The 24463-nt window shown below is 73.2% G+C and carries 9 protein-coding genes; 2 read left to right on the top strand and 7 right to left on the bottom strand.

The genetic code is table 11. The annotated features are described in order from the left end of the window. Nucleotides 1-65: 65 nt before the first annotated feature. On the bottom strand, nt 66-2372 hold the full coding sequence (locus AC4H2S_RS03690; protein WP_491495601.1) for a heavy metal translocating P-type ATPase: 2307 nt from the start codon (nt 2370-2372) through the stop codon (nt 66-68). 201 nt (nt 2373-2573) lie between these two features. Between AC4H2S_RS03690 and AC4H2S_RS03685 the strand changes: the two genes are divergently transcribed. Then, entirely contained in the window at nt 2574-8522 is a 5949-nt protein-coding gene (locus tag AC4H2S_RS03685) for an alpha-L-rhamnosidase-related protein (protein ID WP_491495600.1), read from the top strand. 407 nt (nt 8523-8929) lie between these two features. On the opposite strand, the gene AC4H2S_RS03680 is transcribed toward AC4H2S_RS03685, so the two are convergent. Continuing rightward, nucleotides 8930-9226 (bottom strand): hypothetical protein, encoded by a 297-nt coding sequence (locus AC4H2S_RS03680; protein WP_491495599.1) that lies wholly within the window; start codon nt 9224-9226, stop codon nt 8930-8932. 313 nt (nt 9227-9539) lie between these two features. Here AC4H2S_RS03680 and AC4H2S_RS03675 point away from each other — a divergent pair, with 313 nt between their 5' ends. Continuing rightward, nucleotides 9540-9902 carry a hypothetical protein gene (locus AC4H2S_RS03675; RefSeq protein ID WP_491495598.1) on the top strand — a complete coding sequence of 121 codons (363 nt, stop codon included), beginning with the start codon at nt 9540-9542 and terminating at the stop codon, nt 9900-9902. Between the two features lie 87 nt (nt 9903-9989). On the opposite strand, the gene AC4H2S_RS03670 is transcribed toward AC4H2S_RS03675, so the two are convergent. The 5 genes from AC4H2S_RS03670 to AC4H2S_RS03650 all read right to left on the bottom strand — a co-directional run bounded on the left by AC4H2S_RS03670 (nt 9990) and on the right by AC4H2S_RS03650 (nt 24403). After that, nucleotides 9990-15800, bottom strand: a complete 5811-nt coding sequence (locus AC4H2S_RS03670; RefSeq protein WP_491495597.1) for a family 78 glycoside hydrolase catalytic domain — start codon at nt 15798-15800, stop codon at nt 9990-9992. A gap of 68 nt (nt 15801-15868) precedes the next feature. Beyond that, nucleotides 15869-21406 (bottom strand): family 78 glycoside hydrolase catalytic domain, encoded by a 5538-nt coding sequence (locus AC4H2S_RS03665; RefSeq protein ID WP_491495596.1) that lies wholly within the window; start codon nt 21404-21406, stop codon nt 15869-15871. Between the two features lie 158 nt (nt 21407-21564). Beyond that, nucleotides 21565-22149 carry a LutC/YkgG family protein gene (locus tag AC4H2S_RS03660; protein WP_491495595.1) on the bottom strand — a complete coding sequence of 195 codons (585 nt, stop codon included), beginning with the start codon at nt 22147-22149 and terminating at the stop codon, nt 21565-21567. Beyond that, nucleotides 22146-23636, bottom strand: coding sequence for a lactate utilization protein B (locus AC4H2S_RS03655; RefSeq protein WP_491495594.1), 1491 nt, complete (start codon nt 23634-23636; stop codon nt 22146-22148). The genes AC4H2S_RS03660 and AC4H2S_RS03655 overlap by 4 nt, the downstream gene beginning before the upstream one ends. Then, nucleotides 23633-24403, bottom strand: a complete 771-nt coding sequence (locus tag AC4H2S_RS03650; protein ID WP_491495845.1) for a (Fe-S)-binding protein — start codon at nt 24401-24403, stop codon at nt 23633-23635. The genes AC4H2S_RS03655 and AC4H2S_RS03650 overlap by 4 nt, the downstream gene beginning before the upstream one ends. Nucleotides 24404-24463: the final 60 nt, after the last annotated feature.

Below are 24463 nucleotides of genomic sequence, written 5' to 3'. Positions count from 1 at the left end.
CCATGATAGCGAACGATTGTCGCCAACCCAAGGAGAGGCCACCCGGCGGGCGGTCGCCGCGCGGGTCAGCCCTGCGGGCGGTCGGGGGCGGTCGGCAGCAGGCTGTGGGCGGTCTCGTCCTCCTGCGCGTTGTGCAGGCGCAGCACGGCGTAGAGGCCGTAGAGCAGCCGGCGCACCTCGACGACGTCCTCGGGCTCGGCCTGGTTGCCGGGGATGTCGTCGAGCAGGCGCCCCAGCCGCGAGACCTGCTGCTCGATCTCGGCGTGGGTCCGGGTCAGCAGGTAGGTCGCGGGCTCGCCGAGGGCGCGGGCGACCATCGGCACCAGCTGCGACTGGTCGGCGCGCTCGTGCGCGAGCAGCTCGGTGCGCAGGCGGACGAGGAGTCGCCGGGCCGGCTCGAGGTCGGGCTCGCGCGAGTCGATCCGGTCGGCGACGACCCGGATCTCCTCCACGACCGGAAGCGCGGCCTCGTGCTGGGCGTGCAGCTCGCGGCCGAGCTCCACGTCGGCGGGCGACAGCGCGACCGTGTGGGTGCGCCCGGGCAGGACCGCCCGCAGGCCGAGGACGATCGCAAGCACGTCGATGCCCTCCTGCAGCACGGCGCCCACCGCCGGCGGCAGCAGGCCCACCGCGGCCGCCACCATCGCGACCACCGACAGGCCCATCCCGACGCCGACCGCCTGGCGGGCGATGCGCCGCGACCGCTGGGCGATGAGGATGGCGTCGGCGAGCGCGTCCACGCGGTCGACGGTCAGCACGACGTCGGCCGCCTCCGAGGACGCGGTGGCCCCGCGGGCGGCGAGGGCGACCCCGACGTCGGCGGCGGCGAGCGCCGGGGCGTCGTTGACCCCGTCGCCGACCATCATCACCACGTCGCGTTCGCGCTCGGCCTCGATCACGGCGAGCTTCTCGCCGGGGTCGCACTCGGCGCGGACGTCGTCGACGCCGACGATCCTGCCCACCGTCTCGGCGGTGTCGGCGCGGTCGCCCGTGACGAGCACGACCCGCCTGACGCCCGCCTCGTGCAGGCCGTGGATCATCCGCGGCGCGTCGGGGCGTACGACGTCCTCCAGCAGCAGGGCGCCCGCCGCCACGCCGTCGACCGCGGCGAACACGGTCATCGAGCCGTCGAGGTCGGCGCGCCGCCGCACGCGTTGCGCCCATGCCGGGGCCGGGTCCGGGACGATCCACGAGGCCTTGCCGAGCGCGACCTGGCGCCCGCCGACGGTGCCACGCAGCCCGTAGCCGTGCACCTCCTCGACCCCGGCCGGCATCTCCAGCCCGAGTCCCCGGGCCGTGGCGGCCGAGACGATCGCGGTGGCCAGCACGTGCGGCGACACCTGGTCGAGCGAGGCGGCCAGGCGCAGCACCTCGTCGGCGCCCGGGTCGTCGTCCGCCGTGACCACGCCGACGACCTGGGGGCGGCCACGGGTGAGGGTGCCGGTCTTGTCGAACATGACGGTGCGGGCGCCCGCGAGCCGCTCCAGGGCCGCGCCGCCCTTGACCACCACGCCGACGCGAGTGGCCCGGGCGAGGCCCGAGATGTAGGCGATCGGGGCGGCGATCAGGAGGGGGCACGGGGTGGCCACCACCAGCACGGCGACCGCGCGGACCGGGTCGCCGGTCACGGCCCAGGCCCCGCCCGCGAGGAGCAGCGTGAGCGGCACGAAGACGACCGCGAGCCGGTCGGCGAGGCGGATGAAGGGTGCGGAGGAGGCCTGCGCCTGCTCCACGAGGCGGAGCATGCCGGCGTACGTCGAGTCGCGCGCGGCCGCGGTGGCGAGCAGGTCGAACGGCTCTCCGGCGTTGACCGCGCCGCTGCGGACCACGCCGCCGGCCGGCTGGTCGACGGGCAGGGGCTCACCGGTCAGCGCCGAGGCGTCGATCGTGGCCGCGGTCAACAGCCGGCCGTCCACGGGCACGACCTCGCTGATGCGCACCACGAGGACGTCGCCGGGCTCGACCTCGTCGACGGCGACCTCCACCAGCTCGCCGCCCTGGCGCCGGTGGGCCCGGCTGGGCGAGCGCTCCAGGAGCAGGCGCAGGTCCCGGCTGGCCCGGGCCGCGGCGCCGGCCTCGAGCAGCTGTCCGGTCGCCAGCATCACCGTGATCACGGCCCCGGCGAAGTACTCCCCCACGGCCAGGGCCCCGGCGAGGGCGAGCAGGGCGATCACGTCGACGGTGGGGCGGTGCCGCCGCGCGGCCTGGACGGTCGAGGCGAGGGAGACGACCAGGCCGACGACCGCGCCGACGACCCACGGGACACGGGCCGTGTCGCCGACATCGAACAGCCACAGCAGGCCGCCCAGGACCAGGAGACCGACCGAGCCTGCGAACAGCCAGGTCGTGGCGCGGGACCGGTCGGTGTCCATGCGTCCACCCGACCGCAGGATGCCGGGTCCGGCAAGGGCCTTCCCTCACGGCGTCATGGGCCGAACGGACCCGGTCGAGCCGTCGCGCGCATCGACCGCGTGGCCGTCTTCGGCCAATCGCTTGTGGCAGTCGTCACATGGCGCTATTTTGCGGCAGCCGCATGAATCGTTTCATGTATCCGTGACCGAGAGGCCCCCACCTTGCGACGCACCGCGCGCCAGCCCCAGTCGTACGCCCCTGCTCCCCGCCGAGCGGGGGCGCTGCTCCTGCTGATCGGCCTGCTGGCCAGCGGCCTCGCCGCCGTCGGCCTGTCGGCGCCGGCCGTCGCCGCGCCACCGCGCGAGTGCACCCCGGTGCTCGACACGGGCACCGAGCGGGTGGTCCTGCTGCGCCTGCCTGCCTCCGGCGGGACCGGTGCCGACTCCTACGACGGTGGCTACCTCGCGCCGGCCCAGGCCTCGGCCTGGACCGACTACGCGATCGAGGGCGACGCCACCACCTCCAACACGGTCGCGGTGTCGTTCCGCCAGAGCGGCAACAACGGTCCGTCGTTGCAGTTCTCCGCCGGGACGAACCAGCTCGGCCCGCTCCGCCTCAACAACGGCGGCTGGGCGGCCGACGGGTCCATCGCGCTGCCCGCGGGCACCCTCACCCCGGGTGAACCGTTCCACTTCCGCATCGCGGTCACGGGGCAGCAGGTCACCGTGTCGGTCGACGGCACACAGGTCGCGCAGTACTCCCTTCCCTGGATCCCGGCGTCGGGGACCATCGGCGTCCGCGTCTCGGGCGGCGAGACCGGCACCCTCGACAACCTCGAGGTCCGTCGCCTCGACACCGGCCGCTACCTCTACGCCGACGACTTCGACGGCCGCCCGTCCGGCCCCGCCGGCGCCACCGCCGCCGGGTGGGAGGGCCTCAGCATCGCAGAGGTCTGCACCGTGGCGGACTCGCCGGGCGACGCCTACTGGATCTGGAGCGACGACGCGACCTCGGTCAACAACTGGACCGCCTTCCGCACCACCTTCGAGGTGGACGACCTCGCCGACCTGCCCGCCACGGTCACCGCGCGGATCGCCGCCGAGACGAAGTACTGGCTCTACGTCAACGGCGAGCTCGTCGTCTTCGAGGGCAGCGTGAAGCGTGGCCCCAACCGCAAGGACTCCTACGTCGACAACGTCGAGCTGCGGCCCCACCTGCGCGCCGGCGACAACACGATCGCGATCCTTGCCGTGTCCTACGGCCGCGGCGGCTACGCCGGCCCGTACTCCGGCCGCGCCGGACTGTTCTTCGAGGCGGACGCGATCGACGTCCGCTCCAACGACACCTGGAAGGCCCAGAAGGTCGCCGCCTACGGCTCCATGTCGGTCGACACCAACTACCGCCTGGCCGAGCCCAACGTCCGCTACGACGCCCGGGCCGCGCTGCCGGGATGGGACGACTGGACGAGCGCCGACCTCGACGACTCCACCTGGCCGGCAGCGGTCACCGCGGGCAACGAGGGCAGCTCGCCCTGGAACCTCCTGGTCGACAACCCGATCCCGCTGCTCAAGTTCGAGGACATCACCGCGATCCCGGTCACCGACCCGCGGGTGAAGGTCACCAGCAGCGGCGGCGTGACGACGTACGAGCTGCGGCTGCCGGTCAACCACCAGCTCACGCCGTGGGTGCGGCTCGGCGCCGACACGCAGGCCGGGCGGACCGTCGGCCTCAAGACCGACCACGCCACCGTCAAGGGCTCGGGCACCGAGCAGGCCGTGCAGGCCGAGTACGTCACCCGGGCCGGCGCCCAGGACTACGAGTCGCTCGTGTGGATGAACGGCGACAAGCTCTTCGTCACCGCTCCCGACGGCGCGCAGGTCGAGGAGATCGGCTACCGGTTCTCCGGCTACGACACCGAGTTCGACGGCACCTTCACCTCCGACGACCCCTACATGGACAAGCTCTGGACCATGGCGCGCGACACCCTCTACGTCACGATGCGCGACTCCTACATGGACTGCCCCGACCGCGAGCGCTCGCAGTGGTGGGGCGACGCGACCAACGAGCTCGAGGAGGCCTTCTACGCCCTCGACCCCGCCGCGGCCGCACTCGGTCGCAAGGGCATCAGCAACGTCATGGGGTTCCGCAACGGCGACCTGATCCCGACCCAGGCACCCGCCGCGACGTTCTCGGAGCTGCCCGCGCAGTCGTTGGCCGGCGTGATGAGCTTCTGGATGTTCTACGAGTACTCCGGTGACGAGACCGTGCTCGACGAGACCTACCTGCCGTCCGTGGCCTACCTGCGGACCTACAACATGGCCGCCGACGGGCTGCTGCGGCACGACCACGGCGGCACGTGGCACTGGCACGACTGGGGCTACAACGAGGACGGCCGCCTCATCGACACGCTCTGGTACTACATCGCGCTGGAGTCGGCGCTGAAGTCGGCCGACGCCATCGGCGTGGCGGCCGACGACGCCGACGTCGCCTGGATGCAGGGTCGCGCCGCGTCGATCCGCGACAACATCGACAAGCTCTGGGTCGACGGCAAGGGCTTCTACGAGTCCACCGGCGACGGCCGTGCCGACGACCGCGCCAACGCGCTCGCCGTCTACGCCGGGCTGGCCAAGCCCTCGCAGTACGACCAGATCCGCGACGTGCTGGTCAACATCAAGAAGTCCAGCCCCTACATGGACAAGTACGTCCTCGAGGCGCTCTACCTCATGGGCTACCCCGACGAGGCGATGGCGCGGATGAAGGACCGCTACGCGCCGATGGTCAACAGCACCGAGCACTCGACGCTGTGGGAGTTCTTCGCCGGCCCCGAGCAGGACGCCGCCGGCACCTTCAACCACGCCTGGACCGGTGGCCCGCTGACGATGATGAGCCGCTACGCCGCGGGCATCCAGCAGGTCGACCCGGGGTTCACCGAGTTCGCCGTGCGGCCCCAGCTCGGGACGATGAAGAAGGTCTCCGCCGACGTGCACAGCGTCAACGGCGAGATCGCCGTCGCCATCGACGCCAGCGACCCGACGACCTACGACCTCGCGGTCACGGTGCCCACCGGCACCGTCGCGCAGGTGCACCTCCCGACCGTGGTCGTCGACGACATCACGCTCGACGGGCAGTCGCTCGACGAGGCCGCCGGGGTGCTCGGCACGACCGTCGACGCCGCCGCCGGTGAGACCGTCGTCCGGGTGTCGGCCGGCGAGCATGCCTTCGCCGCGGCCTCGCCGCCGGCGACCGTCACGCTCGCCAGGCTGGGCACCCTCCAGCCCGGCCAGGACGCGACCGGCGTCGTCACGGTCGCCAACACGGGCACCGCCGTCCTCGACACGGTCTCCGCCGAGCTCGACGTGCCGGGTCTCATCGACCCGGTCGAGCTCACCGGCGGTCCGGTCCCGGTCGGCGGCAGCGTCGACCTGCCCTACTCGATCTCGGTGCCGGAGGGCGCGCGCAGCGGCGCGACCTACGACGCCGAGGTGCGGACCACGGTGACCTACGGCGACCAGGAGCGGACCTCGACCACCTCGGTCACCGGCTTCGCGAAGGTCGCCGCCGACGTGGCGGTCGCCTCCGTGGTCGTCGGCGACCGTGTGGGCGCCTACCCGGCCACCGGGCAGTGGACCGCGACCGCGACCGTCCGCAACGACGGCACGTCGCCGGTGACCGGGCGCGTCGTCGCCCGGTCGGTGGACGACGTCCTCGAGGCCGGTGCGCCGTCACGGCTGGTGACGGTGCCGGCCGGCGGCAGCGTCGAGGTGCCGGTCACCGTGCACGGCGGCGGCCGCCACTGGCTGCCGATCATGCAGGCGGTCGTCGTCGACTTCCGCGACCGGGGGTCCGTGCTCGCCACGGGCACCAGCAGCACCCGGGTGAAGTGGTACGGCCCGCAGGGCCAGGGCTGGAACGCCACGGGAGCCGCCGCGGTCCAGGGCGCCACCGACTTCGTCGACCTCGGCGACGGCGGCACCGGGTCGACGGGCAACGCCCCGGCCAACGTACGGCCGGGGCCGACCGAGCTCGCCCACAACCTGCGGTGGAACTACGACCCGGCGATCCCGGTCGGGGGCACCAACACCGAGGGCGGCCTGACCCGGCGCTTCACCTGGTCGCGCGAGGGCAGCTGGTTCAGCGTCGACGTGGCGGTCGAGCAGGGCGAGCCGTTCGTCCTGACCATGCGCGAGACCGCCGACACCTCGGCCCCGTCGACGCTGTCGCTGGTGCAGACCCGGCCGAAGGCCTACCAGGTGCTCGTGGACGACGTCGTCGTCCAGCGCGTGAGGTACCTGATGCCCAACGAGGGCGTCGTGGGCAACACGCTCGCCAACTACCAGGTGCTCGTCGACGACCCCGAGGCACTGGACGTCGACGGCGACGGCACGGCCACCGTGACGTTCCGCTACGTCGACGGGAGCGACAGCTTCTACGACGCGTCGCTGACCGACGTGTGGGTCTCGCCCGCGCCGGACGGGCCTGCGGACGGCCGCGCGCCCACCGTGTCGGCCGCCCCGGTCGACTCCGCCGAGTACGGCCGCAACGGCTGGATCACCGCGCCGACCGAGGTCGAGGTGACCGCGGTCGACGAGACCGACCCCGAGCCGTCGATCGAGCTGGGTGTCGACGACGCTCCCCTGGCGGCGTACGACGGCCCGGTGGCGGTCGGCGACGACGGCACCCACGTCGTCCGCTACTCGGCGACCGACGCGGCGGGCAACGCCTCCGAGGTCCAGGAGCTGGCGGTCAAGGTCGACACGACCGCACCGGTGCCGTCGTTCGGGACGTTCCCGAGCGGCGAGATCAAGGAGGGCGAGGTCCCCGCCGAGCCCGCCTGCGCGGCCACCGACGCCACCTCCGGTGTCGCGTCCTGCACCATCACCGGCTACTCGACGGCCGTCGGCGAGCACACGCTCACCCAGGTCGTCGTGGACAGGGCAGGGCTCCGGGCGACCGCGACCCTCGACTACGAGGTCGTCGCGATCGACAAGAGCGCCCTCGGCGCGGCGCTCGACGGCGTCTCGGCACTGGACCCGGCCGACTACACCACCTCGTCGTGGGCCGCGCTGCGCGCGGTCGTCGACGGCCCGGACGGTGCCCAGGCGGTCTACGACGGCACGACCTTCACCGAGGCACAGGTCGCCGCGGCGACCCGGGCCGTGACCGACGCGCTGGCGCAGCTGGTCGAGCGCGGCGACCCGACGGCGCTGGCGACCCTGCTCACCGCCGCCCAGCAGCTCGCGGGCGACCTGAGCGGCTACACCGACGCCTCGGCGGATGCCTTCCGGGCGGCCCTGGCCGACGCCGTCGCGGTCCACGCGGCTCGCGACGACCGGACGCAGGCGCAGCTCGACGCCGCCACCACGGCCCTGCAGGCCGCGCTCGACGGCCTCGAGGCCAAGGCCCCTGCGGTCGACCGGTCGGTGCTCCAGCGGGTCCACGACCAGGCGGCGGCGCTCACCAACGCCGACGGCAGGTTCACCGCTGACTCGTGGGCACGGCTCCAGGCCGCGGTCGAGGCCGCGCGCGTCGTCCTCGCCGACCCGGGCGCGACCCAGGCCCGGGTGGACGCGGCGGCGGCTGACCTCACCGCGGCGGTGGCCGGCCTGACGCCCACCCCGGTGGTGCAGCCGCCGGTCGACGCGGTGCCGGTCCGGGTCACCCTCAACCAGAAGCAGCTGCGCCTGGCGAAGGGCCAGTCGCTGCGGCTCGAGGAGGGCGTCTACGACGCCGAGGGCGGGGCGTCCTACGCCGGCAAGGTCGGGTGGACCTCGTCCGACCCGAAGGTCGCGACCGTCAGCGCGAGCGGCGTGGTCAAGGCGCGCAGGCCCGGCAAGGTGACCATCACGGTCACGACGCTGGCTGCCGGGGCGTCCGGCAGGGAGCTGAGCGCCAGGATCAAGGTCACGGTGGTCCCGAAGGCGTCGAAGGTGAAGGTCGCCCGGGTGAGCGCGTCCGTGCCCAGGACGATGCGGGTCGGGAAGGTCGTCGACGTGACCGGGAAGTACCACCCGGCCGCGGCGACCCGGGTGAAGGTGACCTACCGGTCCTCGAAGCCCGGCGTGGCCACCATCGACGCCGCCGGCAGGATCGTGGCGGTGAAGAAGGGCACGACGACGATCGTGGTCCGGGCCGGCGGCGTGAGCCGGCGCTACACCGTCACCGTGAGGTAGCACCTCGATCTCTCCGCGCACACACAGCACCCCGCCCTCGGGCGGGGTGCTGTGTGGCGTGACGGGGTCCTCCGTGCCATTCGACCTGACGATGAGCACAAGGGCGCCGACGCGTCAGGACGTTCGACCTCGTGGCCCGCAGAGGCCAGGTCGGCACACAGCCGACGTCCCAGCGCGCCCGACCACCCGCCACGACGACCGCCACCTGGACGCACCTGAGCGACGTGCAGGACGGGCACGAGCCAGCAGCCCGTCGCCGGCGACGGCTCGGCAACGTCCGGATGTGGGCAACCCGGGTGAGCTCATCGCGGCAGATCCGGGCGAGCGTAGCCGCCCTCAACGCGGCAGATCCGGGCGAGCGTAGCCGCCCTCAACGCGGCAGATCCGGACGTCCGGTTGGCGCACTTCTAGCCGACGCGGTCGACTTCCCACCCGAGGTTGAACACCGCGATCTCCGCCGTCTCTCCCAGACAGCGCTGGGCCTCCTGGCCCACTTCCTCACCGAAGGCCTTGGTGACCGCATCAAGATAGAGATAGCCACCACCGCCTTCGACTCTGTCACCCATCGCGACTACGTCCCCGTTCGGCAGCGTGAGGACGTCTGGTGGAGCCCACGTCGTGCCTTCGGGCCACACGACTGGCATACCGCGCAGCCGGAGACAGCCACCTCGGAACGACACTCGTCCGGAGATTCCGGCGAACATGCCCTCCTCCGAAGTACCTACGGAGGTCAGCAGCGGTCCCGTGACGACGCCCCCACCTTCCTTCCCCTCGGTGGCGCCGGAACCACTTGTCGCGCTCGAACAACCGCTCAAGGGCGGGAAGACGAGCCCGGCGATAGCGATCTGTACTGCCCATCTCGCGTGCACTTCGTCCCCCGTCTTCCGACCTCTTGTAAGGATCGCATGCGACGGAGGTGCCCAAAGTCGCGTTGACGGGCGCATCCGCATCTCGGCATGTGGCGGATGCTCGGATCGCGGCAGTTGCGGACGTTGTGCCCGGCCGCGACGATCAGCCATGGACTTGTTCTGGCCGGCCGACGACGCGGCAGCAGCCGTTCGCTCGCTCTTCGACCGGATGGACCGGCAGGCGCGCGTGGCCTGTCGCCCCGTGGAGGTCACGACGGACGGGAGCGACCTGGTGGTCGTGTTCCGCTACGGAGGGCAGCCCGAGCTGTTCGCTGTGCGGTTCGCGCTCGACCTCATGCCTGAGGGACCGCAGACCGGCGAGGTGTGCACGTCCGTGGACGGCTGGGCGCAGGAGGTCGTCTGGGCTATCGACGAGGAGCTGGACACCGGCATGGTCGAGACTGCCGAGCGGACCGTGGCGGACGACGGGGTGGTCGCCCTCCGGTGGGGGAACACGTCGGGGACTCGCTGAGACCGCTCGGCGGCGAGGCACGCCACAGGGGGCCACGCAGACTCGCGTGGCCCCCTGCGTCGTCGCCACCTCGGCCGGTGGGTGGGGTCAGGTCCCTCGCAGGACCTGCTTCGCAGAGGCGGACGCCTTGACGGCCGGCGAGCCGAGGTAGCGGACGACGACCTTGTGCCTGCCGCGGCGGACCACGACCGACGCCAGTGCCTTGCCGCTCCTCGCCACCTTGGTGGTGGCGACGACCTTGCCGTCGACGACGAACCGCACCTTGCCGCGCGCCCGCACGCCGGCCGCCGTGACCTTCGCGGTGACCCACACCCGGGTGCCGGCCCTCACCTTCGTCCTGGCGACCTTGACCCTGACCGTGGCCGCGGCCTTGCGGACCGGTGCCGTCGCGGCCGAGGTCGCACTGGCCGGGGTCGCGCCGGACTTGCTGGCCGTGACCTGCACCGAGAGCCGGCGACCGCGGTCGGCGAGGCCCACCTTGTACGACGCCGACGTGGCGCCGGCGATCGGCGTCCCGTCGCGCAGCCACTGGTGGGCGTGCTGCAGCCCGCCGGTGCTCCACGACCCGGTGGTCGAGGTCAGTCGCTGCCCGATGCGGGCGGTGCCGGAGACCTGCGGCGCGAGGACCGAGGTCACGGCCTCGGGTACGCCCGGCGCGGTCGGCGCGGCGGCCAGGGACAGGACCGCCTGCCGGACGGGCTCGGCGTTGCCCGCCACGTCGGTCGAGGAGTACTGGACCGTGTGGTCGCCCACTCCCTCGACGACCACGGGGGCGCTGCCGGCGACCTGCCAGGCACCGCCGTCGATGCGGTAGCGCGTGGTGGCGACACCGCTCACGGCGTCGGTGGCGGCGAAGGACAGGGTGGCCGTGTCGGCTCCCTGCCCCCCCTTCGCCTTGGCCACCGAGAGCTCCGTGCTCGGCGCGGTGGCGTCGATGCCGACGGCGAGGGTGCGCGTCGTGGACGCGTTGCCCGCGGCGTCGCTCGCTCGGTAGGACAGCTCGTGCCGGCCCTCGCCGGTGACCGCGACTGGACCGACGTAGTCCTGCCAGCCGCCGTCCACGCCGGTCTGCGCGACCGGTGCGTCGTCGCGGTTGTCGACGGTGTCGAGCCGCACGGTCACGTCCGAGCGATACCACCCGTTGCTGCCGTGACGGCCGCTGGCGACGGTCGCGGAGACGTCCGGCGCCTGGGCGTCGTCCGGCACCTCGAGCACCCACAGGTCGGCGAGGGACGCGTCGCCCTGGCTCGAGCCGTCGGCGGGGAACTCGAACCGGACCCGGACGCTGCCGTCGTTGCCCGCCAGCGACGGGTGGTCGATGAGGGCGTCGTAGACCTTGATGCCCTGACCGCCCTCGCTGCGGGGCACCTGCTGGGTGCGCACCCGCACGCCGTCGACGTAGACGTCGTACTGCTTGGTCGTCGCCTTGTCGAAGGTCTCCACGTTGCGCAGGATGAACGGCTCGCCGGCCGGCACGTCGATCTCCACGGAGTACCACGAGCCCGGCACGCCCGCGTGCGAGTAGCGACGCGTCAGTCCGGCCTCGACGCTGGTCCCGCTGCTGGGCGAGGCCTGGATGCCGTGGGCACCCTCGGAGGCCGTGTCGCCGAAGTCGACGTGGTCCACCACGTCGGCCTCGGGCGGCCGCGGGCGGGCCACCGCGACGGTGGTCTCTGCGTCGGCAAGCTCGTCGCCGCCGCGCACCACCTCGACGGTCACCGGCACGGCGCCGCCGACCAGGTCGAGCGGCACCACCACGGGCACCTCCATGACGACCTGCTCGCCTGCCGGCACCACGGCGTCGGCCGACGGCACGGACCTCCACCCGGCCGGGAGCGTCAGCCTCGCGTGCGCACGTACGTCGGCGATGCCGGTGTTGCTCACCGGGACCGAGACGGTCGCGTGCTCGCTGGGGTCGGGGCCGTCGAGGTCGGCGGTGAGGTCGCCGATCCGAAGGCCGGAGGTGACGGTGGCCCAGTCGGCCGTGGACTGCTCGACGGTGAAGGTGTCGCCGCCGGCGGTGTAGGTCAGCGACAGCGTGGCGTCGTGGCTGCCGGGGGTCGCGTCGTCGGGGACCTCGACGGTGACGGGCAGCTGCACGGTCGCGCCGGCGCCCACCGGGCCGCCCTGCACCTCGGCGTCGCCGATCCCGTCGACCGACACCGTGCCGGTGAGGCCGGTGAGCGCGACGGAGCCGTCGTTGGTGACATCGACCGTGCCGGAGACCGTGCCGCTCGGGAGCACCGCACCGTCGACCGGCGGCAGCGTCATCGTGACGCCGAGCGCCGAGGTGAGCGCCAGCACCAGGCTGGACTCGATGGCGCCGAGGCCGCCGTCGAGCGAGCTCCTGACAGGCGCGTCGACGGACGACGATCCGAGCCAGGAGCGCAGGTCGCGCACCTCGCCCAGCGCGGCGCGCAGGGCGAGGGTCGATGCGGAACCGTCGCCGTCGACCGCGGCGAGGAGCGCGGTCGAGACGTGGCCGCGCACGGTGTCGATGCCCTCGTCCATCGCCCCGCGGTCGCCTGCGTCGAGGTCACCGGCGTCGGCGAGGTCGCCGACGTGCGCCTTCAGGGCGTCGAGCGACTCGAGCACCGAGCCGAGCCGGGCGTTGCCGGCGACCACGTCGAAGTCGTAGCTGCCCGAGCCGACAGTGACGGTGACGGTCTCACCAGCGTCGACCACGTCCTGGACGCCGTCCACCTCGTCGAGCAGCGCGCCGCCCTCGAGCACGGCGTGCTCGTTGGCCGCCGGCAGGACGACCTCGGCGGTGGTGCCGACCGGCACCTCCACGGCGAGCGACATGTCGTCGCCCTCGAGGGTCCAGTCGGTGGCGATCACGCCGTAGACGGACTCGAGCCGTCCCTTGCCGTGGGTCACCCCGCCACCGGGGTTGGGCTCGACCCGGATCCTGCGGTAGCCCGGCTCGACGGCCTTGATGGCGCCGATGTTCTGGTACATCCAGTCGCCGACGGCGCCGTAGGCATAGTGGTTGAACGAGTTCATGCTGACGTCGCCGAAGCTGCCGTCGGGCATGATCGAGTTCCAGCGCTCCCACATCGTGGTGGCGCCCTGCTCCACCTCGTAGCCCCAGGAGGGGTACTCCTTGCGGGTCAGCAGCACCCAGGCCAGGTCCTCGCGGCCGATGGCGCTCAGCGCCGGGAGCAGCCAGGGTGTGCCGAGGAAGCCGGTGCGGAGGCTGTTGCCGCTGGCGGCGAGCTTGGCGACGTACTTGGCGCCGACCGCGTCCACCATCTCGTCGGGCACCAGGCCCATGCCGAGCGCCACCGCGTAGGCGGCCTGGCTGTTGCCCTGGACCGTCCCGTCGGGGGCGATGTAGGCCTCGGCGAACGCGGCCCGGATCTCCTCGTCGAGCGCGGACAGCTCGGCGGCGTAGGCGTCCTCCCCGAGCACCGCGGCCATCTCGGCCATCATCCGGGTGGTGCGGGCGTACGACGCCGTGCCGAGGACGCCGCTGGGAGTGGGGTCGTCGAGGTTGAGCCAGTCGCCCCAGGTGCCGCGGCCCTGCTCGAGCAGGTCGGCACCCGCGCTGGCGCGCAGCACGTCGTGGAACCTCTTCATGTCGGCCCAGTAGCGCCGCGCGGTGCTGATGTCGCCGTAGCTCGCCCAGTGGGCGTAGGGCACCGTGATGCCGGCGTCGGACCAGCCGGTGCCGGTGCCGGCCTTGAAGTTGGGCGGCGTCGGCGCCACACCCTGGTAGTCGCCGTTGGCGTCCTGGGTGTCGCGCATGTCCATCATCCACTTGGACAGGAAGGCGCGGGTGTCGGTGAGGTAGGACGCGGTCGGGACGAAGACGTTGATGTCGCCGCTCCAGCCCAGCCGCTCGTCGCGCGCCGGGGTGTCGGTCGGGACCGACAGGAAGTTGCCGCGCTGGCCCCACGAGATGTTGCTGACGAGCTGGTTGAGCATTGGGTCGGAGGTCTCGAGGTCGCCCGTCGCGTCGAGGTCGGAGCCCCACACGACGCCGGTGACGTCGGTCGCGGACGGCGGCGTGGAGGTGCCCACGATCTCGAGGTAGCGGAAGCCGTGCTGGGTGAAGCGCGGCTCGTAGGTCACCGTCCCGGTCGAGGCGAAGGTGTAGCGGTCGGTGACCTTCGCCGAGCGCATGTTGGCGGTGTAGAGCGTCCCGTCGGGGTTGAGCTCCTCGCCGTAGCGGATGGTGACGGTCGTGCCCGCCTCACCCGTCAGCCTCATCCGCGCGACGCCGACCATGTTCTGGCCGAGGTCGTAGGTCCAGCGCCCCGGAGCCGGCTCGGTCCGGGCGACGGCCGGCAGCTCCTCGGTCGTGCGCACGGGCTCGTCGGGCTGCGGCACGACGGCGGCCGCCGGGGCGGTCCGGACCACCGCGGCGGTCCAGCCGGAGTCGTCGTAGCCGGGCTCGTCCCAGCCGGGCCTGGCCAGGCGGGCGTCGTAGGTCTCGCCGTCGATCAGATCGGCGAGCGTGTAGCCGCCGGTCGCCGCGTTCCAGGTGGCGTCGTCGGTGTCGACCCACTGCGTGCTTCCGTCGGAGTAGGTGATCCGCAGGCGGGCGAGCAGCGAGGTCTGGGTGCCGTAGTTGCCGGTGCCGAGGTGGGCGACGCGTCCGGCCCACCAGCCGCTGCCGAGCTCGGCGCCGAGCGTGTTGTCCCCGGAGGCGACGAGGTCGGTGACGTCGTAGGTCTGGCTCTGGAAGCGGTCGAGGTAGTCGGTCCAGCCGGGGGCCAGGTGCTGGTCGCCGACCTTCTCGCCGTTGAGCGTGAGCTCGTAGATCCCCCGGGCGGTGGCGTAGACCCGCGCGCTCTCGACGGTCTTGCCGGCGGAGGTGTCGAAGTCGGTGCGCAGCAGCGGCATGTTGGCGTCGGGCGAGCGCCACAGCACGTCGGTGCGGCCCTCGATCTTGAGCGCACCGTCGACGACGGTGCCGCCGGTGAACGGGTTGCCCTGGGCGGCGAAGTCGGTGTCGAGCAGCACGTCGCCGTTCTCGGCCGTCACCCGCACGTCGTGCACGGTGGAGCGCTCGGTGCCCTCGGTGGCCGTGTCGGCGCGAAAGCCGACGAAGCCCTTGGTGTGGGCGGCGTGCGTGCGGGTGTCGATCACGACGCCGTCGAGGCGGGTGGTGACCTGCGACCCGTCGAACGTCACGGCCATCGTGTGCCGGCCGGTGCGCAGCTGCTGGGCGGTGATGACGGCCGAGATGTCCACGTTGGCGAGCAGCGCGTAGCCGCCGTTGACCCGCACGTGCGGGCGCAGGCGGGGCGTGCCGTCGGCGACGCTCAGCTGCCACATGTAGCCGTTGTCGAGGTTGGCGGCCCGCACGAACGCGCCGAAGGCGAGGTTGTCGAGGGTGAAGTCGAACTCGGCGGTGTAGTCGGTCCACCTGTTCAGCTCCGCGCCGGTGCCGGCGCCGACCCACTCCGCGCTCCCCCAGTCGCCGCTCGTGAGGAGACCGGTCTCGAAGGACGCCGGCTCGCTCCAGCCCGACGCCTCGTCGTCGCCGTTCCAGACCCGCACCTGCCACACGTAGCGCGTGCCGGCCGTCAGGTCCGGACCGCCGTAGCCGACGTCGACCTGCCGGTCGGAGTCGACCTTGCCGCTGTCCCACACGTCGGCGTCGCCGAGCGCTTCCTCGCTGCTGGCCACCCGCACCTGGTAGGCCGACTGCACCGCGCCGCGCCCGGTCGAGGTGGAGTACCACGACAGGCTCGGGTCCTCACCGGGGATGCCGATGGGGTCGACGCGGGCGTTGGTCTCCAGTCCGGTGACCGTCAGCGGCGCGGCGGCGGCCGCCGTGCTCGTCGGCTCGGCGGACGCGGACGTCGGGGCCAGGGCCCCGACGCCGAGGCCGAGCGCGAGCGCGCCGACCAGGAGGCGCGAGAGGTCTCGGGAGGTGCGGAGCATGGGTCGCCTTTCGGAGCAAGCCAGGTGGAGCGGTGGGGTTGTCGGGAGGAGCTGGGAGCGCCGGGGCCTCAGCGCCGGCGGATCACGACCGTCGTGCTGGCGCGGGCGGCGGTCGTCGAGCCGAGGTAGGCGAGCTTCACGCGGTGGCGCGCGCCTCGCCCGATCGGCACCCGGATCGTGGTCGTGCCACGGGACTTCACCCGTGCGACCCGCTTGCCGGCGACCCGGACGACGACGGTGCCCCGAGGCCTGACACCTACGGCGGACAGGGCGACCCGCAACCGCACGAACCGTCCCTTGACCAACTTGTCGAGCACCGACACCCGCACCGTCGTGGTCGCCTTGCGCACCCGATCGGTCTGCAGCGACGTCGCGTCGGCACGGGCGGTGCCGGCCGTCGCGCTCACGCGCACCGAGAGCCTGGCCTTCCGGTCGCGCTTGCCGATCCGATAGGTCGCCGCGGTGGCGCCGGGGATGGGCTCCCCGTCGCGCAGCCACTGGTGGGTGACGGCCACGTCGGGACGGCTCCAGGAGCCGTCGGAGGCGGTGAGCCTGCGGCCGATCTCGGCGGTCCCGCTGACCTGCGGCGGGGCCAGCGCGACGAGCTGCTGACCGCCGTCAGCAGGCGGTTCGGCGGGCAGCGCGGCGACCTGCGCGTGCTGGACGGTCTCGGCGTTGCCGGCCACGTCGACGCTGAACCACGCGACGCGGTGGGCGCCGCGGCCGGGCAGGGCGACCGGGGCGGTGGCCGGCTGCCACTCACCGTCGTCGATCCTGACCATGGTCGCGCCGACGCCACTGGTGGCGTCGGTGGCACTCAGGCGCACCTGGGCCGTCGCCGAGCCGGACGTCGGGGCGACCACCTCGGCCACCGTCACGGGTGCCGTCTGGTCGACCTTGACCTGCACCGAGGCGGGCTCCGAGACGTTGCCGGCCGCGTCGGAGGCGCGGTAGGTGACGGAGCGCTCGCCGTCCGCGGTGATCTCGACGGGGGCGACGTAGGGCAGCCAGCCGGCGCCGTCCTGGATCTCCACCTGGGGCCGCTCGTCGTCATCGTCGATGGCGTCGACCTCGACCCGGACCGGGCTGGTGAACCAGCCGTCACGCCCGGGCGTGCCGACCGTCCGGGCGCCCACGACGGGGGCCGCGGTGTCCTTGGTGACGTCCGGCACGATCCACAGGTCGGCGACCGACGGGTCGTAGTCGGTGGGGTCGGTCGGGAACTCGATCTTGATCCGCGCCTTGCCGTCCGCGGTGGCCGCGAGAGCCGCCGGGTCGTCGACGAGCAGGTCGTGGGCGAGCCAGCCCAGCCCACCCTGGGTGCGCTTGACGAAGTAGCGACCCACCGGCACGTCGTCGACGTAGAGGTTGAACTCCTTGGTGCGGGCACCGTCGAAGGTCTCGATCATCCGGACCCCGAACGGCTCACCCGCCGGCACGTCGACGAGCGCGGAGAACCACGAGCCGGGATAGAGGGAGTGGGCGTAGCGACGGGTCAGGCCGGCCTCGGAGCTGGTGCCGCTCTGGGGGCCGGCGAGCACCTGGTGGGCCGTCTCGGAGGCCGGGTTGCCGAAGTCGACGTGGTCGCTCGCGTTGGCCGGCGGGGTGGTCAGGGTGACCGCCAGCGAGCCCTCTCCGCTGGCGAGGACCTGGTCGCCGTCGACCATCTGGGCACCCACCTGCTGCGCCCCGGCGACGACGCGGTGCGCGACCCGCAGGCGCGTGGTCACCGTGCGCGTCTCCCCCGGCTCCAGGGTGAGGCTCGGTCCTGCCGGTGGCGTCGGCCAGCCGGCCGGCACCGTGGCGCGCACCTGCCCGGTCTGCGGCTGGGTGCCCTCGTTGCGCAGCACCACGTCGACGGGGACCAGCGTGCCGCTCGGGTCGGTCACCGACCCGGTCACGCCGTCCACGGCGACACCGGCGACGATCTCCGCCCACGTCGTGGTCTCGGTGACCCGGTGCTCCTCGCCGCCGCTGGTGAACGTCAGCACGACCTCCACCTCGCGCTCACCCAGGCGGGCGTCGGGGGGCACGTCGGCGTCGAAGCGCAGCTCGGTCGAGGCCTCGGGCGCCAGCTCGGCCGCCCGGAGGTCGCCCGTGACCACCAGGTCGCCGGCGTCCACCTCGGCCTGCAGGCCCGTGACGGGCTCCCCGCCCCAGTTGGTCACCACGATGCTGCCCGCTGCCTCCTGGCCACGCACCACGGGCTCGGTGAGCGGGGCGAGCGTCACCCACACGTCGCGCTCGGGGTCGGCCTCGGGCTGGACCCGGAAGTCGTAGGAGCCGGACCCGACGGTGATCTCGGCGACGCCGTCGACGATCTCGACGGACTCGACGCCGTCGGCGTCCGCGGCGGGAGCCCCGCCCTCGAGCACCTCCTCGGCGGAGGTGGCGTCGCCCATCGGCAGCCGCACGGTGGCGGTGGCGCCGACCGGCACCTCCGCGGCCAGCTCGAGGCTGCGCCCGCGGGTGCGCCAGTCGGACGAGACCCGCCCGTACGGCGTCGCGAGGCCGGCGCGGGCGTGGTCCATCTGCTCGGTCGTGCCGGGCGCGATGGTGATGTGGGCGAAGCCCTCGTCGACCGACGGCCGGATGCCGGCGGCGTGCTGGAAGAACCAGTCGTCGACGGTGCCGAGGAAGTGGTGGCCCAGCGAGCGTGACTCGAGCGACCAGTGCTCCCACACGGTGGTGGCGCCGTTGGCGAGCTTGAAGCCCCAGCTCGGGTAGGTCGTCTGCTCGGCCAGTCGCACCGCGACGTCGGCGTAGCCGTGCTCGGTGAGCACCGGCAGCAGGTACTTCGTGCCGAGGGTGCCCGTGTCGAGGTGGTAGCCCCGGTCCTCGACGTCGGCAGCCAGGCGGGCCGCGACGGCGTCGGTGGTCTCCTCGTCGGGGGTCAGGCCGAAGGCGAGTGCGAGCACGTTGTGCACCTGGCGGTAGCGGTTGCCGTCCTGGCCGGCGCCGCGGTAGCGGTCGCCGTCGAGGTAGGCGGCGTTGAAGGCGTCCTTGACCACGCCGGCGCGGGTCGCGAGCCGGGTGGCGTCCGCGTCCTTGCCGAGGTGCTCGGCCGTGCGGGCCATCGAGTCGAGCATCAGGTAGAGGTAGGCGCTTCCCTCGACGCGCTGGTCCTCGCCGGGTGCGTGTCCGCCGCCCGGGCTGGCCTCCGGGCTGACCCAGTCACCGAGCCGGTTGCTGATGACGAGGCCGTCGGCCTGGCGCCGGCCGTACTCGAGGTCGACGTAGGCCAGCATGTTGTCGTAGAGCTCGGTCATCACCCGCTCGTCGCCGCCGTACTGGTAGAGCCACCACGGGGTGAGGATGTAGGCGGCGTGCCACGGCTGCGAGGGACCCCAGGCGCCCCAGGTGCCGGAGCTCGGGGCGATCACCATGGGCGCGCCGTTGGCCTCGCGGGTCTCGTCGACGTCGCGCATCCACTTCGCGAAGAGCTCGTGGGTGTCGAGGTTCATCATGAACATCTCGGCGCCGACCGCGGCGTCGCCGGTCCACCCGTTCTTCTCGAACATCGGGGTGTCGGTCGGGATGCCGTGGATGTTGTTGTAGAGCGTGTTGACGACCACCTCGTGCGTGCGGTTCATGATGTCGCTCGAGCTGTCGAACTCGCCGGTCCGCTCGGCGTCGGTGTGCAGCCACTGCGCGGTGAAGGCGCTGAGCGGCGGCGGCTCCTCGCCGGGCCAGCCGGTGACCTCGACGTACTGGTAGCCCTTGTAGGAGAACCGCGGCTCGAAGGTCTCCGGGGCGCCGGTGCCGGCGAGGGTGAACGTGTCGGTCTGCAGGCCGAGCTGGAAGCCGCCGTTGTTGTCGAGGTTGACCCGGCCGTTGGCGCGCAGCTTCTCGGCGTGTGCGGCCGTGATGGTGGTGCCGGCGGGACCCTGGGCGGTGATCGTCGTACGGCCGGCGATGACGTTGGGGAACTTCACCACGTAGACGCCGTCGGCGGGCTCGGTGATGGCGACCGGCTTCAGCTCACGGGTCACCCGGATCGGCTGCTGGCGCTGGTTGACCAGCTCGCCCCGCGGTCCGTCGACCTCGGCAGCGGCGTCCCACGCGGAGTCGTCGAAGCCTGTGGTGTCCCAGTCGGGCACCTCGTGGCGGGCGTCGTAGCGCTCACCGGCGTAGAGGTCGTCGAGGCGGGTCGGGCCACCGTGCGTGGTCCACGAGTCGTCGGTGACGACGCGCTCGCTCGTGCCGTCGGCGTACTGCAGGGCCAGGACGCCCCGGGCGCGGGGCTCGCCGTGCCACGGCGGGTTCTGCCAGTTCCAGACGTTGCCGCCGAGCATCCCGTAGAAGCCACGGCCGAGCTCGAGGCCGAGCACGTTGTCGCCCTGGGCGACCTGGTCGGTGACGTCGGTGCCGACGTACTGCACGGTGTCGTCGTAGTCGGTGAAGCCCGGGGAGAGGGTGTCGTCGCTGATCCGCTCGCCGTTGAGGGTGACGTCGGCGTAGCCGCCGGCGGCGACGTAATAGGTGGCGTTGGCGACGGGCTTGGAGACCGCGAACTCCTTGCGCAGCAGCGGTGCCGGCTTGTCGGGCCCGGCGAGCAGGGTCTCGGTGGAGCTGGTGAACCGGAGCTCCCTGCCCACCAGGGTGCCGCCGCCGAAGGGGTTGCCGTCGGAGAAGTCGGTATCGAGCAGCTGCGCGCCGTCACCCGTACGCGTGACGCGGACGCCGTGCACGGTGAACTGCTCGTTGGTGCCGTTGTGGGTGTTGGACCGGAAGCCGACCAGGCCGCGCGGCATGGCGCCGGTGCCGCTCACCTGGCGGTCGTCGACCTCGACGCCGTCGATGCGGGTGACGACGCGGGTGGTGTCGGCCGCCGCCCCGGCGCCGACGGTGATGCTGAGGGTGTGCTGGCCCTGGCTCAGCTGCGCGGCGGTGAAGTGCTGCGAGATGTTCTTGTTCTCCAGCAGCGCGTAGCCGCCGTTGACACGGCGGTGGGGACGCAGCGCCGGCACGCCGTCGGCGACCGAGACCTGCCACATGAGCGCGTTGGACAGGCCGTTGGCGCGGACGAAGACGCCGAACGCGTGGCGCTGGATCGAGAAGTCGAACTCGGCGGTGTAGTCGGTCCAGCGCAGCGCGGGGTCGGCCGGCGGAGGGGCGCCGATCCAGGCGGCGCCGTCCCAGTCGGCCTGGTCGACCATGCCCGTGCGGAAGGCGCTCGTCGAGCGCGCCGTACCGGCGTTGGTCACGACCTCGACGTCCCACACGTAGCCCGTGGCCGACTCGAGCGCGGGACCGTCGTACTCGACGTCGAAGGAGCGGGGGTCCTCGACGGTGCCGCTGTCCCAGACGAGGTCGCCGTCGAGGCCCTCGGCCTCGGTCGCGACGCGGACCCGGTAGGACTCCTGCACCACGCCGCGGGCCGTGGACTCGATCACCCAGCCGAAGCGGGGGCGCTGCAGGTCGATCCCGACCGGGGTCGCCTTGCGCTCGACCTCGAGCTCGGTCAGGGACACCCCCTCGGCCGCGACGGCCGGGGCTGTCGTGCCGGCGAGACCGACGCCGATGAGCCCGGCGGCCAGCACGACCAGCGCGGTCAGCGCCGATCCGAGACGGGAACGGGCGGGCTGAGGGTCGTTCGGGGGCACGGCATCTCCAGGTCCAGGGCGAAAGGCACGACCGGAACGCCGTTGAAACGTTCCAGAACGGTCATGCTAGGTGCCCGTGACGGCCGTCACAACGGGTCGGCGGGCAGTTGGCCGGATCCGGCCGACGGCGCTGGCGCCGCCCGTCGCCGGGAGAGCCGTCAGCCGACCAGCAGCACGTGCAGCGTGCGCGGCCCGTGGACTCCCTCGACCCGGTCGAGCTCGATGTCGCTGGTCGCCGACGGGCCGCTGATCCAGGTCTGCGGCCGGGCCGGGTCGAGCAGCGCGATCGCGTCGGGCACGTCGGCCACGACCTGGGTCGCGTCGACGATGCACACGTGCAGGTCGGGGACCAGGCTGATCGCCCGACGGCCCTGGTCGGGCTGGTGGTCGAGCACGATCGTGCCGGTCTCGGCGATGCCGACCGCGGCCCGGGTGACGACGGCGTCGAGTCCGTCGAGCTCCGAGGCGGACAGGCCGTCGTCGGCCACCGAGCCGGCGACCTCGAGGCCGAGCGCAGGAGGGACGACGGCGCGTGCCCCGCCGAGCACGTCGGCCACCGTCGCCGCGAGGTCGGCGGCCGAGCACCTGGTGACCACCGCGCGGTAGTCGGCGACCCGCTCCTCGAACAGCGCGACGAGGTCGCCGCGGTCGCCGGCGCGCGGCGCAGGGGGGACCGACACTGCCGGCGAGACGTCGGCGAGCGCGGCGCGGACGCGCCCGAGGATGTCGTCGCGGGCGCTCACGGTCGGTCTCCCTCGCGGCCACCGTCGGTGCGGTCCCACCAGTCGCGGAAGGACTCCGCCGGCGGTGCGGGCAGGTCGCGGGCACCGGTCCACCCCGCGGCGGGCCCGGGCAGGCGGCCGGCGGCGGCGCGGCCGCCCGGCAGCGTCGTACGGGAGAACCGCCTGAGGACCCGGCCGGCGAGGCCCGACGCGCGCTCGCCCCACGCCAGGCGACGCGAGTCGGAGAAGGCCCAGGCGGCGGCGCGCATCGCGATCGCCTCGGCCTTGGGGACGCGGTCGCCGCGGTGGGAGTCGACCACCGCGGCGCGCTGGTCGACGAGCACCGACGGGATGTCGATGCGCACCGGGCACACCTCGAAGCACGCGCCGCACAGCGACGAGGCGTAGGGCAGGGACGCCGTCTGCTCGTCGGAGACGCCGTTGAGCAGCGGGTTGAGGATCGCCCCGATCGGACCGGGGTAGACCGAGCCGTAGGCGTGGCCGCCGACGCGCTCGTAGACCGGGCACACGTTGAGGCAGGCCGAGCAGCGGATGCAGCGCAGGGCCTGGCGCCCCACGTCGTCGGCGAGCGCGCGCGTGCGGCCGTTGTCGAGGAGCACGACGTGCACCTCCTGCGGGCCGTCGCCGGGGGTGACCCCGGACCAGGTGGACGTGTAGGGGTTCATCCGCTCACCGGTCGACGAGCGCGGCAGCAGCCGCAGCATCGGGTCGAGGTCGGCCCACGAGGCGACGACCTTCTCGATGCCCACGACGCTGACCAGCACCTCGGGCAGGGTCAGGCACATCCGGCCGTTGCCCTCCGACTCCACCACCACGAGGGTGCCGGTGTCGGCGACGGCGAAGTTGGCTCCGCTGACCGCGACCTTCGCGCGCAGGAACTTCTCGCGCAGGTGCTCGCGCGCCGCTGCGGCCAGCACGACGGGGTCGTCGGTGAGCCCGGCAGGAGCGGGGCGACCGACGTCGCCCATCCGGCGCAGGAAGATCTCGCGGATCTCCGCACGGTTGCGGTGGATCGCGGGCACCAGGATGTGGGAGGGCAGGTCGTCGCCGAGCTGCACGATGAGCTCGGCCAGGTCGGTCTCCCAGGCCGCGATGCCCTCGGCCTCCAGCGCCTCGTTGAGCCCGATCTCCATCGTGGCCATCGACTTGACCTTGACGACCTCGTCGACGTCGTGCGACCGGGCGATCGAGGCGACGATCGCGCACGCCTCCTCGGCGTCGTTGGCCCAGTGGACCGTCGCGCCGGCACGGACGAGGGAGGCCTCGAGCGTCTCGAGGTGGGTGGCGAGGTCGCGCAGCGCGGCCTCCTTGACCCCGGCGCCGGCGAGCCTGAGGTCCTCCCAGTCCTCCACCTCCGCGACGACGCGGGCGCGCTTGTCGCGGATCGTGTGGGTGGCGTGGGCGAGGTTGCGGCGCAGCTGGGTGTCGCCCAGCGCCTCGCGCGCCGCGGCCGGGAAGGCCGGCATGCCGACGAAGGTGCCGCTCATGTCGTGGGCCCTCCCGCGCGGTGACCGACGGCCGGGCCGCTCGAGCGCGACTCGGTCTCCTCGGTGGCGGCCAGGATCTCGGCCAGGTGCACGACGCGGACGCCCGCCCGCTGGCGCGACAGCACTCCGCCGATGTGCATCAGGCAGGAGTTGTCCCCGGCGACCAGCACCTCGGCGCCGGTGTCGCGGACGTGGCGCGCCTTGTCGGCGCCCATCGCCACCGAGGTGTCGGCGTTCTTGAGCGCGAAGGTGCCGCCGAAGCCGCAGCACTCGGTGGCGTTGGGCAGCTCGACCAGGTCGATCCCGCGCACCGCCTCGAGCAACTGCCGCGGGCGGTCGCCCACACCGAGCATGCGCAGGCTGTGGCAGGTCGGGTGGTAGGTCACCCGGTGCGGGAAGTAGGCGCCGACGTCGCTCACGCCGAGCACGTCGACGAGGAACTCGCTGAGCTCGTACGTGCGCGGACCGGTCTCCACGGCGGCGGCGAGGGCCGCATCGCCCGACCGCTCGGCCACGATCGAGTGCTGGTGGCGCGCCGATCCGGCGCACGAGCCCGACGGCGTCACGATCGCGTCGTAGCCGGCGAAGGCGTCGACGAAGGTGCGCACCACCGGCACGGCCTCGTCGAGGTAGCCGGTGTTGACCATGGGCTGGGCGCAGCACGTCTGCGCGCGTGGGAACTCGACGTCGACCCCGAGCCGCCGCAGCAGGCGCACCACGGCCTTCCCGGTGTCGGGGAACATCGCGTCGTTGACGCAGGTGACCATCAGCGCGACGCGCACACGATCCCCTTCCTTCGGTCGGCCGGCGAGCGTCGGCTCGGTCGG

This window comes from Nocardioides sp. Z13_37, from assembly GCF_058355585.1.
The sequence above is the reverse complement of the archived record's forward strand: the minus strand, read 5'-3'. Positions and strand labels throughout refer to the sequence as shown.